Annotated in this window: 12 protein-coding genes and 1 riboswitch; of the genes, 5 read left to right on the top strand and 7 right to left on the bottom strand. The window is 74.4% G+C overall.

The features are described 5' to 3' along the window. Positions 1-175: 175 nt before the first annotated feature. Positions 176-1156: a M23 family metallopeptidase gene (locus tag ACWDCZ_RS05755; RefSeq protein ID WP_449815298.1), complete on the bottom strand. Its 981-nt coding sequence runs from the start codon at positions 1154-1156 to the stop codon at positions 176-178. A gap of 2 nt (positions 1157-1158) precedes the next feature. Beyond that, positions 1159-1296, bottom strand: a riboswitch (cyclic di-AMP (ydaO/yuaA leader). A 414-nt stretch (positions 1297-1710) separates the two neighbouring features. On the opposite strand from ACWDCZ_RS05755, the gene ACWDCZ_RS05760 reads away from it, so the two are divergent. Then, the gene (locus ACWDCZ_RS05760; RefSeq protein ID WP_449815306.1) at positions 1711-3192 is read left to right on the top strand and encodes an MFS transporter; all 1482 of its coding nucleotides are present in this window, start codon (positions 1711-1713) and stop codon (positions 3190-3192) included. Between the two features lie 7 nt (positions 3193-3199). Here the strand turns inward: ACWDCZ_RS05760 and purB are convergent, their stop codons facing one another. Further along, on the bottom strand, positions 3200-4630 hold the full coding sequence (gene purB / locus ACWDCZ_RS05765) for an adenylosuccinate lyase (RefSeq protein ID WP_049652391.1): 1431 nt from the start codon (positions 4628-4630) through the stop codon (positions 3200-3202). Between the two features lie 119 nt (positions 4631-4749). On the opposite strand from purB, the gene ACWDCZ_RS05770 reads away from it, so the two are divergent. Further along, positions 4750-6876 (top strand): HelD family protein, encoded by a 2127-nt coding sequence (locus ACWDCZ_RS05770; RefSeq protein ID WP_449815299.1) that lies wholly within the window; start codon positions 4750-4752, stop codon positions 6874-6876. A gap of 40 nt (positions 6877-6916) precedes the next feature. Here ACWDCZ_RS05770 and ACWDCZ_RS05775 read toward each other — a convergent pair whose 3' ends face one another. The 3 genes from ACWDCZ_RS05775 to ACWDCZ_RS05785 all read right to left on the bottom strand — a co-directional run bounded on the left by ACWDCZ_RS05775 (position 6917) and on the right by ACWDCZ_RS05785 (position 8625). Next, entirely contained in the window at positions 6917-7372 is a 456-nt protein-coding gene (locus tag ACWDCZ_RS05775; protein WP_049652396.1) for a MarR family winged helix-turn-helix transcriptional regulator, read from the bottom strand. Positions 7373-7456: 84 nt separating this feature from the next. After that, positions 7457-7873 carry a DUF3037 domain-containing protein gene (locus ACWDCZ_RS05780; protein WP_049652398.1) on the bottom strand — a complete coding sequence of 139 codons (417 nt, stop codon included), beginning with the start codon at positions 7871-7873 and terminating at the stop codon, positions 7457-7459. Then, entirely contained in the window at positions 7870-8625 is a 756-nt protein-coding gene (locus ACWDCZ_RS05785; RefSeq protein WP_049652400.1) for a HipA family kinase, read from the bottom strand. The genes ACWDCZ_RS05780 and ACWDCZ_RS05785 overlap by 4 nt, the downstream gene beginning before the upstream one ends. Before the next feature lie 191 nt (positions 8626-8816). Between ACWDCZ_RS05785 and ACWDCZ_RS05790 the strand changes: the two genes are divergently transcribed. After that, positions 8817-10175 (top strand): NAD(P)/FAD-dependent oxidoreductase, encoded by a 1359-nt coding sequence (locus ACWDCZ_RS05790; RefSeq protein WP_049652402.1) that lies wholly within the window; start codon positions 8817-8819, stop codon positions 10173-10175. A gap of 63 nt (positions 10176-10238) precedes the next feature. Here the strand turns inward: ACWDCZ_RS05790 and ACWDCZ_RS05795 are convergent, their stop codons facing one another. Beyond that, a complete protein-coding gene (locus ACWDCZ_RS05795) occupies positions 10239-11477 on the bottom strand; it encodes a GDSL-type esterase/lipase family protein (RefSeq protein WP_449815300.1) in 1239 nt (412 codons plus the stop codon). Between the two features lie 254 nt (positions 11478-11731). Further along, positions 11732-13069, bottom strand: a complete 1338-nt coding sequence (locus ACWDCZ_RS05800; protein WP_380744731.1) for an aminotransferase class I/II-fold pyridoxal phosphate-dependent enzyme — start codon at positions 13067-13069, stop codon at positions 11732-11734. A gap of 34 nt (positions 13070-13103) precedes the next feature. Here ACWDCZ_RS05800 and ACWDCZ_RS05805 point away from each other — a divergent pair, with 34 nt between their 5' ends. Next, the gene (locus tag ACWDCZ_RS05805; protein ID WP_049655499.1) at positions 13104-13775 is read left to right on the top strand and encodes a pyridoxamine 5'-phosphate oxidase family protein; all 672 of its coding nucleotides are present in this window, start codon (positions 13104-13106) and stop codon (positions 13773-13775) included. A 14-nt stretch (positions 13776-13789) separates the two neighbouring features. Next, a partial coding sequence (locus ACWDCZ_RS05810) for an FMN-binding negative transcriptional regulator (RefSeq protein ID WP_449815301.1) occupies positions 13790-14476 on the top strand: 687 nt, incomplete at its 3' end.

The raw sequence follows: 14476 nt of genomic DNA on the forward strand, positions 1-14476 counted from the left end.
CGGCCGGCCCGGCCGCACGAGGAGGTCCTCATGCGGCCGGGCCGGCCTGGGCGTGTCCCGCGCCCATGTCCGCCGTGCGGCGATCACCCGGTCGAGCGGTCACCCGACATGACCATCCCGGGCGATCGGTTCGCCCGCAGCGGCGGTGGTTCCTGGTACCCCGGAGCTCTCGGGGTCAGAGCGCGACGCCGTGCGCGCGCAGGTAGGCGACCGGGTTGATGTCCGAGCCGTACTCCGAGCCGTTGCGGATCTCGAAGTGCAGGTGCGGGCCGGTCACGTTGCCGGTGGCGCCGGAGAGGCCGATCTGCTGGCCGGCGGTGACGGTCTGACCGATCCTCACACCGATCGAGGAGAGGTGCGCGTACTCGGCGTAGTGGCCGTCGGCGAGCCTGATCTCGACCTCGTTGCCGTAGGCGCCGCCGTTGCCGGCCTTGACCACGACACCGTTGGCGACGGCGCGCAGCGGGGTGCCGGTGGAAGCGACGAAGTCCTGGCCGGTGTGGTGGCCGGAGGCCCACATCGAACCGGCCACGCCGTAGGCGGTGCCGAGCCGCGGGCTCGCCAGCGGGGCGACGAAGCCGGAGGTGGCGGCGGCGACCGGAGTGGCGGTCACGGCCTGGGCCGGAACGGCGACCTGGAGCTGGGTCTCGAGCTGCGCGGACGGCTTGGCGACCTCGGTCTGCACCTGGACCTGGGCCTGCGGCTTGGCGGCCTGGGTCGCCGGAGCGGACGGCTTGGCGGGCTTGGCCGGAGCGGCGGGCTTCGCCGGGGCGGCGTCGGCGGCCGGAGCGGCGGCGTGGCCGGACAGCGCGAGCTGCTGGCCCGGGAAGATCAGGTTCGGGTCGGCGCCGACGACCGAGCGGTTCTGCTCGTACAGCGCGTGCCAGCCGCCCTCGACGTTCTTGGCGTCGGCGATCTTGGACAGGGTGTCACCGCTGACGACGCGGTAGCTCTCCTGCGCGGCCTGGGCAGCCGGAGCGGCGGCCCGCGTGGCCTGCTTGACCTCGGTGGAGGCGGCGGCCGGAGCGGCCGGGGTGTGGGCCTGGGCGCTCATCGCGGTGACGAGCGGGAGGGCGAAGGACACACCGGTGACGGCGGTGGCGATGCCGATGCGGGCGGCGCGGGGCAGGGCGATACGACGAGCCTGTGCAGGCATGGAATTTTCCTCTCCGACGCCTGCGAGGTGAGCTGTCGGGTTCGGGCTGGAGTTGCCCGGCCGCTTGCGCGGCTTCACCCCAAGCCGGTCCTGGACGCCCGCGCCCTGAGGCGCGAACTCCGGTCCGGCGACTTACCTGTGGGTCCCCCGCTCCTGCCGTACAGAGTTCGTTTCGAACCACCGGGCAGCGGCAGGACTCGGCGTTCCACCCGGCGGATCCGTCCGGACTGGCCGGGCGGTCGCTGAACTAAAACCCATCCGTTCGGGTGAAGCAATGTCGATCTCTTGAAACGGCAACGATCCCCCCTGTCCCAGTGACCCTCCGCAGGCCCGAGCCCACGGTGCGTACACAACCCATTCACCCCCCGCCACTGATCCACGACCCTGCGCCGAGATCGGCCACGCCGCGCACCCGTCCGCTCACGCACCGCCAGCCGCCAACACACCCACCGGTGACCCTTGTCACGTGCGCCTCAGCAGCGCAGGATTCGCCCGTGGCCACCTCCGAGGCCGGCACCCTGCGCCTGGGCACCGCGCAGGGTCGCTGGGTACTAATGGCGACGGTGCTCGGCTCCAGCATGGCGATGCTGGACGGCACCGTGGTGAACGTCGCGCTGCCCCGGATCGGCGCCGACCTCGGCGCCTCCCTCGCGTCCCTGCAATGGACCCTGAACGCCTATCTGCTCACCCTGGCGGGCCTGATCCTGCTCGGCGGCGCGCTCGGCGACCGCTACGGGCGGCGCAAGGTCTTCCTGATCGGCGTGGTCTGGTTCGCCGTCGCCTCCGCGGCCTGCGCCGCCGCGCCGAGCATCCATGTGCTGATCGCCGCCCGCGCCGTCCAGGGCATCGGCGGGGCGCTGCTCACCCCCGGCTCGCTCGCCATGCTCCAGGCCGTCTTCCACCCTGACGACCGCTCGGCGGCGGTCGGGCTCTGGTCCGGCCTCGGCGGGGTGTCGGCGGCGGTCGGCCCCTTCCTCGGCGGCTGGCTGGTGGACGGCCCCGGCTGGCGCTGGATCTTCCTGCTGAACCTGCCGCTCGCCGCCGCCGTGATCGCGGTCACCACCCGGTCGGTGCCGGAGAGCCGGGACGAGGGCGCCTCCGGCCGCTTCGACGTCCTCGGCGCCGTGCTCGCCGCCCTCGCCCTCGGCGCGATCACCTACGCGCTGACGGCGGCCGGCGAGGGCCTGTCCCCCGCCGTCTGGGTCAGCGGGGTGCTCGGAGTGGCGCTCGGCGTCGCCTTCGTGGCGGTCGAGCGCCGCGCGCCCGATCCGATGCTGCCGCTCGGGCTGTTCTCCTCCCGGCTGTTCACCGCCGTGAACCTGGTCACCCTGTGCGTGTACGCGGCGTTCAGCGGCGTCTTCTTCCTGCTGGTGGTGCAGCTCCAGATCGTGTCCGGCTTCTCGCCGCTGGTCTCGGGCTTCGCACTGGTGCCGATCACCGTGCTGATGCTGCTGCTGTCCGCGCGCGCCGGGCGGCTCGGCAAGCGGATCGGCCCGCGCATCCCGCTGACCGTCGGCCCCCTGCTGTGCGCCGCCGGGGTGCTGCTGATGCTGCGCGTCGGCCCGGACTCCTCCTACTGGGTGGACGTGCTGCCCTCCGTCACGGTGATGGGCTGCGGCATGACGCTGCTGGTCGCACCGCTGACGGCGACCGTGCTGGCCGCCGTCGAGGTCCGGCACGCGGGCATCGCCAGCGGGGTCAACAACGCCGCCGCCCGCGCGGCCGGCCTGCTCGCGGTCGCCGCCCTCCCGGCGCTGGCCGGGCTGAGCGGCGACGCCTACCGGGTGCCCTCCTCGGTCGACTCCGCCTTCCACACCGCGATGCTGATCTGCGCGGGCCTGCTGGCCGCCGGCGGGCTGATCGCCCTCGCGACCGTACGGGGCAACGTGCTCGCCGCCGACGACCAGCAGGTGGCCGAGCCGAACTGCGACTGGCCGTGCGGCACCACCACCCCGCCGCTGGACCCGGGCCACGTCCCCACGACGCGCGAGGGCCCCGCCACCGGTCCGGCGGCGGGGCCCTCGGCTCAGGGCTGACGAGACGTCAGAGGATGTCGCCGGGCGCGTACTTGGCGGCCTCCGGGTAGGCGGCCGCGACGGCCTCCACCTGGCGGACCACCTCGGCGACCTGGGCGCCGGCCGCGCCGGTGAAGGACAGCCGGTCGGCGAGCAGCGCGTCCAGCGCGGCCCGGTCCAGCGGGATCCGCTCGTCGGCGGCCAGCCGGTCCAGCAGCTCGTTCTCCCGGGCGCCCGCGCGCATCGCCAGCGCGGAGGCGACGGCGTGCTCCTTGATGACCTCGTGCCCGGTCTCCCGGCCGACGCCCGCGCGCACCGCGCCCATCAGCACCTTGGTGGTGGCGAGGAACGGCAGGTAGCGGTCCAGCTCGGCCTCGATCACCGCAGGGAAGGCGCCGAACTCGTCGAGGACGGTCAGGAAGGTCTCCAGCAGGCCGTCGAAGGCGAAGAACGCGTCCGGCAGCGCGACCCGGCGCACCACCGAGCAGGAGACGTCGCCCTCGTTCCACTGGTCGCCGGCCAGCTCGCCGGTCATCGAGGCGTAGCCGCGCAGGATGACGGCCAGGCCGTTGACGCGCTCGCAGGAGCGGGTGTTCATCTTGTGGGGCATCGCGGAGGAGCCGACCTGGCCCTCCTTGAAGCCCTCCGTGACCAGCTCGTGGCCGGCCATCAGGCGGATGGTCTTGGCCAGGCTGGACGGCGCGGCGGCCAGCTGGACGAGGGCGGTGAGCACCTCGAAGTCCAGCGAGCGCGGGTAGACCTGGCCGACGCTGGTCAGCACGTTCTCGAAGCCGAGGTGCCCGGCGACCCGGCGCTCCAGCTCGGCCAGCTTGTCGGTGTCGCCACCGAGGAGGTCGAGCATGTCCTGGGCGGTGCCGACCGGGCCCTTGATCCCGCGCAGCGGGTAGCGGGCGATCAGCTCCTCCAGGCGGCGGAAGGCGACCAGCAGCTCGTCGGTGATCGACGCGAACCGCTTGCCCAGGGTGGTGGCCTGCGCGGCCACGTTGTGCGAACGGCCGGCCATGACCAGCTCGGCGTGCTGGGCGGACAGCTTGGCCAGGCGCACCAGCACGGCCACCGTGCGGTCCCGCACGTGCTCCAGGGACTGGCGGATCTGCAGCTGCTCGACGTTCTCGGTCAGGTCCCGGGAGGTCATTCCCTTGTGGATCTGCTCGTGCCCGGCGAGCTCGCTGAACTCCTCGATCCGGGCCTTCACGTCGTGGCGGGTGACCCGCTCACGGGCGGCGATCGAGCCGAGGTCGACCTGGTCGATCACCCGCTCGTAGTCGGCGACGGCGGTCGCCGGAACCTCGACGCCGAGGTCCTGCTGGGCCTTCAGGACGGCGAGCCACAGGTGGCGCTCGAGGACCACCTTGTGCTCGGGGGACCACAGCTGGGCCAGGGTCGCCGAGGCGTACCGGGAGGCCAGGACATTGGGGATCTGGGGCTTCGCGCTCACGCTTCGCAAGAGTAACAGCCGAGGTCACGCCGGACGTCGGCGGAGTGGGGTAGGCTGGGTCAATTGAGCGCCTTTCAGATGACGCTTCGCAGCCTTCTCACCGCAAGGATACCACACCGATGAGCGAACCGCCAGTGACCGCGCGGGACTCCAGCGCCCTCGCCGCGGCCCTGCGCACCGAGCAGGCCCACCTCACCCGGCTCTACGCCCGGCTGGACGCCGAGCGCGAACGGGCCCGCCGCACCGCCGACGGCACCCACGACGGCGCCGGGTCCGGCGGCACCCACCAGGCCCGGCTGGAGCGCGAGGTGCGCTCCCGCGAAGCCGCCCGCCACGCCGCCCGACTGGAGGCGGTCGAGCGCGGCCTCTGCTTCGGCCGGCTCGACGAGCGCGACGGCACCGTCCACTACATCGGCCGCACCGGCCTGACCGACGACACGTACGAACCGCTGCTGCTCGACTGGCGCGCCCCGGCCGCCCGCCCCTTCTACACCGCGACCCCCGTCCACCCCGGCCCGGTGGTGCGCCGCCGCCACCTGCACACCCGGGGCCGCACCCTCACCGGCCTCGACGACGAGGCGCTCGACCTCGCCGGGCTGGACGACTCCGGCCGCCGCGCCCTGGTCGGCGAAGCCGCCCTGCTCGCCGCCCTCGACCGCGAGCGCACCGGCCGGATGGGCACCGCCGTCGCCACCATCCAGGCCGAGCAGGACCGGGTGATCCGCTCCCCGCTGCGCGGCGCCCTGGTGGTCCAGGGCGGCCCCGGCACCGGGAAGACGCTGGCCGCCCTGCACCGCGCCGCCTACCTGCTGTTCACCCACCGCGCCGCGCTGGAGCGCCGGGGCGTCCTGGTGATCGGCCCCAACCCCGGCTTCCTGCGGTACATCGAGGAGGTGCTGCCCGCCCTCGGCGAGACCGAGGTGGTGCTCCGCACCGTCGCCGAACTCCTCCCCGGCCTCGCCGCCACCGGCACCGACGACCCCGCCGCCGCCTTCGCCAAGGGCGGCCCCTGGATGGCCGGGGTGCTCCGCGCCGCCGTGGCCGCCCACCAGACGGCCCCCGTCGAGGGCCTGGACCTCGGCGAGGGGCTGCGGGTCTCCGCCCGGGCCTGCGCCGAGGCCCGGGACGCCGCCCGCGGCCTGCGACTGCCGCACAACCGGGCCCGCGCCTTCTACCTGGGCACCCTGCTCGACGCCCTCGCGATCGGCCAGGCGCTCACCCTCGGCCGCCCGTACGACGACGAGGAGGCGCACTACGCCCCGCGCGAGCTGTGGGAGCGGCCGGACGTCCGCGCCGCGCTCGACCCGCTCTGGCCCCGGCTCACCCCGCAGCAGCTGCTCGAACGCCTGCTCACCGACCGGGAGTTGCTCGCCGCAGCGGCCCCCGAGCACGCGACCGCCCTGCTCCGCCCGCCCGGCTCCGAGTGGACGGCCGAGGACGTCCCGCTGCTCGACGAGGCCGCCGAACTCCTGGGTATCGAGGGGCCCTCGGCCCCCACCGGTCAAGACCCGGACGAACTGGCCTTCGCCCAGGGCGTGTTGACCATCACCGGGCAGACCGACGACGCCCTACTGGACTCCGCCGCCCTGGCCGAGCGCTTCCGCGACGACGGCCCGTACCGCTCCACCGCCGAACGTGCCGCCGCCGACCGCACCTGGGCGTACGGCCACGTCGTCGTGGACGAGGCGCAGGAGCTGTCCGCGATGGCCTGGCGCGCCGTCCTGCGGCGCGTCCCGACCACCTCGCTCACCATCGTCGGCGACCTCGCCCAGACCGGCTCGCCCGCCGGCGCCCGCAGCTGGGCCGAGACGCTCGACCCGCACCTGCCCGGCCGCTGGCGCGAGGAACGGCTCACCGTCAACTACCGCACGCCGGAGCCCGTCATGGCCCTCGCCGCCGCCGTGCTGCGCACCGCCGTACCCGGCCACCGGCCGCCCGAGGCCATCCGACCGGGCACCGAGCGGCCCCGCGCGGTCCGCGTCCCGGCGGGCGGCTTCGCCGCCGCGCTCGCCCGGCTGCCCGTCGGCCCGGGCACCCTCGGCGTGATCGCACCGGACGCCCTGGCTACGGAGCTGGACGCGCTCACGGTCGCGGACGCCAAGGGGCTGGAATTCGACGCGGTCGTGGTGGTCGAGCCGGCCGCGCTCGCCCCGCGCGACCTCTACGTCGCCCTGACCCGGACCACCCGCTCACTCACCCTGCTCCACCACCGGCCGCTGCCACCGGAACTCGCCGGGCTGCTCTGACCGGGACGAAGCACTGGTGGCGTACGGGCGGCGCGGGGTCCTACTGCGCGCCGCCCGTACGACCGGCCAGCACCGGCAGCACCTGGGAGCAGATCGAGTGCAGGGCGATCCGCTGCTCGTCGGTCATCGCCTCGAAGGCCTGGTGGGTCCGGGCCATCTCGCCGCGGATGCGGTTCAGGATCTCCCGGCCCTCGGCCGTGATCACCACGATCTTCACCCGGCGGTCACCGGCCGCCGCCTCCCGGTTGGCCAGGCCCAGCGACTCCAGCCGGTCCACGATCCCGGTGACGTTCGAGGCGTCGCAGCCGAGCCTCCCGGCCAGCGCCCGCATCGGCACCGGCTCCTGCACCGCGCCCAGCGCCTTGGCCTGCGAGGAGGAGAGCCCGTGCCGGGCGGCGGCGGCCGCGAAGTCCTGGAAGTACGCGGCACCGACGGAGGCCAGCGCCTCCATCAACTCGGCGTTGGTCGGTACGGTCGTCGTCGCTGTCGAACCCATGGGGCCAGAGTACGACCAGGTGCTTCAGCAACTCAAGCTTTGACCACGGCAACCGTCCGCGAGCCGCCCCGGAACCCTCCGGTGTCAGAGCACCAGCTGGTCGAACAGCCGCCGGAGCTCCGCCTCCGGGTCCGCGGTCAGCCCGGTGTGCACCGGCCCCGGCTGGACGATCGCGCTGCGCGGCGCGGTCAGCCAGCGGAACCGCTGCCCGGCGCTGTCCCCCGCCGCCGGACCGGCCTGCGGGCCGCCGTGGCAGACCGCCTCGATCCCCTGCAGCGCCCGCCGCACGCCCTGCACGTCCGCCACCGGGTCCAGCGCCAACAGCCGGGCCTGGTCCAGGTGGGTCCGGGCGGCCAGGTGCGATTCCTGTCGGCAGTACAGCAGCACCCCGACGTTGACGCACTCGCCGCGCTCGACCCTCGGCACCGCGCGGATCACGGCGTACTCGTAGTCGTGCAGCTCGACGGTGGCCGGCAGCACGGACAGCGTGAACTCGGTCATGCGGGCACCTCCGGCAGCCAGTCGCGCGGACCGGCCAGTCGCTCGGTCAGCTGGGTCCGGTACGCGGCGCGCACCTCGTCGGGCGAGTCGAAGCCGAACTCGTCCACCAGCCAGACCTCGGGGATCTGCGCCACCGCGCCCTCGATCGCCGCCTCGGCGAGCGGCGCGAGCGCCTTGTCGGCCGCCGCCAGATCCGGCCGGGCCCCCAGCAGCGCGTGGTCGGAGGCGTCGTACGGACGGCGGATCCAGGCGGCGGCACCCGGCCAGTTGTGGTGGAAGATCAGGCTCGCGCCGTGGTCGATCAGCCGCAGCCCGCCGGTCGCCACCAGCAGGTTGGGGTTGCGCCAGGAGCGGTCGACGTTGCCGATCAGCGCGTCGAACCAGAGCACCTGCCCGGCGAGCTCCGGATCCACCTCGAAGCAGAGCGGGTCGAAGTTGAGCGCGCCGCTGACGAAGGCCATCCCGAGGTTGGTCCCGCCGCTGGCCCTCATCTGGTCCTGGATCTGGTGGTCCGGCTCGCTGCGCGCGAGCACCGGGTCCAGGTCGACCGTCACCAGCTCCGGCACCGGCAGCCCGAGCCGCCGGCCGAGCTCCCCGGCCAGCACCTCCGCGACCAACGCCTTGCGGCCCTGCGCCGCACCGACCCATTTCAGCGCGTACAGCCGCCGATCGTCGGCCTCGACCAGGCCCGGCATCGAGCCGCCTTCTCGCAGTGGCGTCACGTACCGGATCGCCGTCACCTCGGGTAGCACGGCCGACAGCCTATCGGTGTCGCCGCCCTTTCCTCTCTCCCCCTCCCGCCGCCACCCCGTTCTCCCTCTTCTCCCTCTTCTCCCTGCCCTCCTCCACCCCACCCCCACGGCCCCACCCCGGTGGCAGCCCCCGCTGCTCCGTGCGAGTGTGGCGGACAGTAATGGGGACCTTCACGGCAAAGGGATGAGCGATGGAACGACCTCGGATCCTGATCGTGGGCGGTGGCTTCGCCGGCCTGGAGTGCGCCCGCCGCCTCGAACACAAGCTGTCACCGTCGGAGGCCGAGATCTCGCTGGTCACGCCGTTCAGCTACCAGCTCTACCTCCCCCTCCTCCCCCATGTCGCGGCCGGCGTCCTCACCCCGCAGTCCGTGGCCGTCTCGCTGCGCCGCACGCTGCGCCGCACCCACATCGTCCCCGGCGGCGCCATCGGTGTGGACCCGGCCTCCAAGGTGTGCGTCGTCCGCAAGATCACCGACGAGGTGGTGGCGCAGAAGTACGACGTCCTGGTGCTCGCCCCCGGCAGCGTCACCCGCACCTTCGACATCCCCGGCCTCACCGACTACGCCCGCGGCATGAAGACGCTCGCCGAGGCGGCCTACGTCCGCGACCACGTGATCGCCCAACTCGACCTCGCCTCGGCCACCTTGGACCAGAAGGAGCGCGAGTCCCGGCTCCAGTTCGTGGTGGTCGGCGGCGGCTACGCGGGCACCGAGACGGCCGCCTGCCTCCAGCGCCTGACCACCGCCGCCGCCCACCGCTACCCGCGGCTGGACGCCCGGCAGATCAAGTGGCACCTGATCGACATCGCCCCGAAGCTGATGCCGGAGCTCGGCGACCCGCTCGGCGAGGCCGCCCTGGAGGTGCTGCGCGACCGCGGCATCGAGGTTTCGCTGGGCGTCTCGGTGGCCGAAGTCGGCGCCGAGACGGTCAAGTTCACCGACGGCCGGGTGCTCCCCTGCCGCACCCTGATCTGGACGGCCGGGGTGGCCGCGAGCCCGCTGATCGGCACCCTGGACGCCGAGACGGTCCGCGGCCGGCTCGCCGTGACGGCGGAGATGCGGGTGCCGCAGTTCGAGGGCGTGTTCGCGCTCGGCGACGCCGCCGCCGTCCCCGACCTCGCCAAGGGCGACGGCGCGGTCTGCCCGCCGACCGCCCAGCACTCCGCCCGCCAGGGCCGCGCGGTCGCGAACAACGTGATCGCCTCGCTCCGCAACCAGCCCCTGGAGCCGTACTACCACAAGGACTTGGGCCTGGTGGTCGACCTCGGCGGCAAGGACGCGGTCTCCAAGCCGCTCGGCATCGAGCTGCGCGGGGTGCCCGCCCAGCTGGTGGCGCGCGGCTACCACCTGATGGCGATGCGCACCAACGCGGCCAAGTTCCGGGTGGGCGCCAACTGGCTGCTCAACGCGACCGCCGGCGACGACTTCGTCCGGACCGGCTTCCTCGCCCGCCAGCCCGCCCGGCTGCAGGACTTCGAGTACACCGACGCGTACCTGACGAAGGATCAGGTCATCGCGCACGCCCAGTCCCTGCTCGCCAAGGGCTGAGCACGGCGGAACGGCGGAACGGTGCCCCCACGGCCGAGGCCGCGGGGGCGCCGAACGGTGTGCTCACCGTGCGGTCAGGTACATCCCGCTCGCGTCCTGCCCGGCCGTGTTGCGGCACGCGTAGTCACCGCTCGGGCGCGCCCACAGCAGCGTCAGACAGCGCCCGACCGCCTGCTGGCCGTAGTAGTTGGGGTGCATCGACTCCTGCAGCACGCCCTGCGTGGAGTTGAGGCCGCCGTCCAGGAAGCGCGCCCACTCGCTGGTGGTCGCGGACGGGCCGGAGCTCGCGGTCGGCTGCCGGGTGGCCGTCGAGCAGACCTCGCGGCCCTGCAGCATGTCCGACAGGTCCAGGAACTGCGCGCCCTTGGCGGCGGCGACGCCCGCCAGCGCCTGGGAGATCTGCGGCACCATCGAGTCGCGGGCCCAGTCGGCGTCGCCGTCCCAGAACGGGCAGCCGCCGGTGTTGGAGCGGGTCCAGCCGCTCTCCGGGTACCGCATCTCGGCGCCGCGCGGGATCGGCGACGGGTAGGACTGCAGCACCAGGCGGTAGTCCGACTGCGCGTAGCCGGCGCCGGTCATCACCGCGCGGATCTCGTCGATCGCCTTGCCGACCCCGGCCATCGCGGCGGGCATCTTGGCGTCGATCCCGGACTGCGCGGAGTCGTGGCAGTAGGAGTACCAGATCAGGTAGTCCTGCACGCAGGTGGAGATGACGTCCGAGAAGCCCAGGTCGTTGCCGCCGATCGACAGGGTGATCAGCTTGACGTTGTTCTGCCGTGCCACGGTGGCGAGTTGGTCGGCCTGCGGGGCCTCGCCCTTGAGCGACTGCCCGCCGTTGGCGGCCCGGAAGACGTTGGCGCTGACGGCGCCGGAGCAGGCCAGGTCGATCTCGTTCTGGGCCCCGGTCGAGGCGCTGAGCACCTCGGCGACGTCCGAGCGGTCGCACCCGCTCGCGGCGGTGGCGCCGTAGACCCGCGAGGGGTCGTACGAACTGCCGGTCCAGGCCCGGTCGGTGCCGTTGCGGCCGCCGCCGGTGCCGGCCGCGTTGCCCTTCCAGCGGCCGGCCTCGCCGGAGATGTAGCTGTCGCCGAGGGTGACGCTGGCGGTGGGCCCGGACGGCAGGACGGCCGGTGCGGCCGGGGTGGACGGAGCGGCGGAGGCCGGCGAGGCGACGGCCAGGCCCGCGACGGCGATCGGGAGGGCCAGGGCCGCGGCGAGCAGTCGTCGGCCGGGGCGAGGGGCGCTGCTGGTGCTTCGGGCACTGCGGGTGCTGCGGGCGCTGCTCGAACAGTTCTCGGGCACTGCGGAACTCCTGCGGCTCGGTCCTCCCGGGGAAACGGGGAACGGGAGGACGCCTGGGTGAGGGTGGGCCGCCGGCCGGTGGCGCGATGAAGATGACATGCGCGCGCCCACCACCGCTAGGCGTCTGCGGGAGGTTTCCGCTTTTGTTACCGCCGGGTTCAGACCAACCGGGCGGGCGACGCCCGGACGCCGCCCGCGGTTCACACCCGCCACACCTGTCCCACCCGCCCCGCACCCCAGGGCCCGACCACGACTCACACCAGCCGCGACCCGCCCCCGCCCGCCCCCAGCACCGCCGCCAGGTCCTCCGCCAGCTCCCGCGCCTGGGCCGCCTCCAGCCGCGCCGTGGTGAACCGCAGCCCGGGCGGCGACTGGATCCGGTACCGCGCGCCGGGCGCCGCGACCCAGCCGCGCTGCACCAGCGCCGCCAGCACCGAGGTCTCGTCCGGCACCGGCACCCAGACGTTCAGTCCGCTCCGCCCGTGCGCCGCGATCCCGCGCGCCGCCAGCTCGTCCAGCAGCGCGTCCCGCCGGGCCCGGTACGCGGCGGCCACCCGGTCGGCCGGCGCGGCGTCGCCGCTCCACAGCTCCGCGACGGTGCGCTGCAGCAGGTGGCTGACCCAGCCGGCGCCCAGCCGCAGCCGGCCGGTCACCCGTCCGATCGTCTCCTCGTCCCCGACCGCCACCGAGACCCGCAGGTCCGGCCCGTACGCCTTGGCCGCCGAGCGCACCACCGCCCAGTGCCGGGTGCCCGCCCCGACCAGCGGGTGGTACGGCTGGTCGACCATGCCGTGCCCGTGGTCGTCCTCGATCAGCAGCACCCCGGGGTGCTCGGCCAGGACGGCCTTGAGCGCCTCGGCCCGCCGCGCGGTGAGCGCCGCACCGGTCGGGTTCTGCGCCCGGCTGGTGACCACCACGGCCCGGACGCCCTCGGCCAGCGCGGCGGCCAGCGACCCCGGCAGCGGGCCCTCGTCGTCCAGCCGGACGGGCACCTGCTTCAGCCCCAGCGCGGGCAGCAGGTCGAGCAGGCTGCCCCAGCCCGGGTCCTCGACGGCCACCGCGTCGCCGGGGCGCAGCCGGGCGCCGAGGATCCGTTCGACGGTGTCCAGCGAGCCGGAGGCGACGGCGATCGGGCCGCCGGGCAGGCCGTCGGCCTCGAAGGAGGCGCGGGCGAGCGCGAGCAGCCGCGGGTCGACGCCGGCGTGCCCGTACAGCACGGGGTCGGTGCGCGCGGCCTCGGCGGCGGCCGCGAGGGCCTGGGCGAGGTCGGGCAGCAGGGCCGGGTCGGGGTTGCCGGTGGACAGGTCGCGGGCGTGCGGCGGGACGGGGATGCGGATCTGGTCGCGCGGGGTGAGCGCGGGTCTGGGCAGGATGCGGCTGCCCTTGCGGCCGGCGGTCTCGATCACGCCGCGGTCGCGCAGCAGCCGGTAGGCGGCGGCGACGGTGTTGGGGTTGACGCCCAGTTCGGCGGCGAGGTCGCGCAGCGGGGGCAGCGCGGTTCCCGGGGCGAGCTGCCCGCTGCTCACGCCCTGCTCGACGTGGGCCGCGATTTCGCTGGCGCGTCGCCCTTTCAGCGGATAGTCTCCTAGCACAAAGCTAAGTATGCACTAGTACATAGAGGATGTCATGTCGGCCAACCCGGAAGACTCGCCCAGCTACTCCCGCACCCCCAGGACCACCCCCACCCGCTACCGGGACCGGGCCACCTGGGAGCAGGAGGCGATCCACGCCATCCTCGACAGCGCCTACATCTGCCACCTCGGCTTCGTCGTCGACGGCGCCCCCGTGGTCCTGCCGACGATCTTCGCCCGGGTCGGCAGCCGGCTCTACGTCCACGGCTCCACCGGAAGCCGCCCGATGCGCAACGCCTCCGGCGAGCAGGGCATGCCGGTATGCGTCACCGTCACCCAGGTCGACGCGCTGGTGCTGACCAAGTCCGCGTTCAACCACTCGGTGAACTTCCGCTCGGTGGTCGCCCACGGCACCGCGCACCAGGTCACCGACCCCGAGGAGCTGGACGTCGCGCTCGCCGCCCTGGTCGACCACGCGATACCGGGGCGCTCCGCCGAGGTCCGTCCGGCCAACGCCAAGGAGCTCGCCGCCACCGCCGTCGTCCGGCTGGAGCTGGACGAGGTCTCGGCCAAGACCCGGGAGGACGGCGCCGCCGACGACCCGGAGGACACCGGCCTGCCGTACTGGTCCGGGCTGATCCCGGTCACCACCGTGCACGGCACCCCCGAGCCGCACCCCGGCACCGCCGTCCCGCTCCCCGCGCACCTGCGCGGCTACCCCCGCTGACGGGAGGCCCACCCGTGCTGATCAGATCCTGGGACCGCGGCGACGAGGCCGAGTGGCGCGCCTGGCTGGCCGAGGGCCGCGACTTCGGCCTGCTCGCCGCCAACGGCGGCCCCGGCGAGGGGCCGGTGCTGGTCCCGACGCACTTCCTGATGGACGCCGACCGCGGCGAGATCCTGCTCCACCTCGCCGCGCCCAACCCGCTGCTGGCCGCCGTCCGGGCCGACCCGAAGGTCACCCTCGCGGTCACCGACGGCTACGCCTTCGCCCCGGGCCACTGGCGCGGCGCACCGGGCACGCCCACCAGCTACTACGCCTCGGTCCACTTCCACTGCACCGCCGAGGTGGTGGAGTCCGCGGCCGGCAAGGCCGAGATCCTCAACCGCCAGCTGGCGCACTTCCAGCCCGAGACGCCGGAGGTCCGGGTGGTGCCCGGCGAGGGCGAGCTGGCCCGGCAGCTGCCCGGCCTGCGCGGGCTCCGGCTGACCGTCGACGAGGTGCGGGCCAAGTTCAAGTACGACGACAAGAAGCCCGCCGAGGCGCAGTACGCGATCGCCGACCGGCTCGCCGAACGCGCCGACGGCCGGGGGCGCGGCCGCGACCAGTACGCCGCCGCCCGGGCCCAGCTGCTCCGCCGTCACCGGCGGCGCACCGCCGAGCCGCGGGGCGCGGCCGGCCCCGTCGGCGCGCGGGGTGGGGCCCAC

The organism is Kitasatospora sp. NPDC001225 (assembly GCF_053597855.1).

Bases quoted from the DNA above. Each gene is read 5' to 3' on its own strand.
- ACWDCZ_RS05770 (WP_449815299.1), top strand. From the start codon at position 4,750: ATGAGCGAACCGCCAGTGACCGCGCGGGACTCCAGCGCCCTCGCCGCG.
- ACWDCZ_RS05760 (WP_449815306.1), top strand. From the start codon at position 1,711: ATGGCGACGGTGCTCGGCTCCAGCATGGCGATGCTGGACGGCACCGTG.
- ACWDCZ_RS05790 (WP_049652402.1), top strand. From the start codon at position 8,817: ATGGAACGACCTCGGATCCTGATCGTGGGCGGTGGCTTCGCCGGCCTG.
- ACWDCZ_RS05805 (WP_049655499.1), top strand. From the start codon at position 13,104: ATGTCGGCCAACCCGGAAGACTCGCCCAGCTACTCCCGCACCCCCAGG.
- ACWDCZ_RS05780 (WP_049652398.1), bottom strand. From the start codon at position 7,873: ATGACCGAGTTCACGCTGTCCGTGCTGCCGGCCACCGTCGAGCTGCAC.
- ACWDCZ_RS05755 (WP_449815298.1), bottom strand. From the start codon at position 1,156: ATGCCTGCACAGGCTCGTCGTATCGCCCTGCCCCGCGCCGCCCGCATC.
- ACWDCZ_RS05775 (WP_049652396.1), bottom strand. From the start codon at position 7,372: ATGGGTTCGACAGCGACGACGACCGTACCGACCAACGCCGAGTTGATG.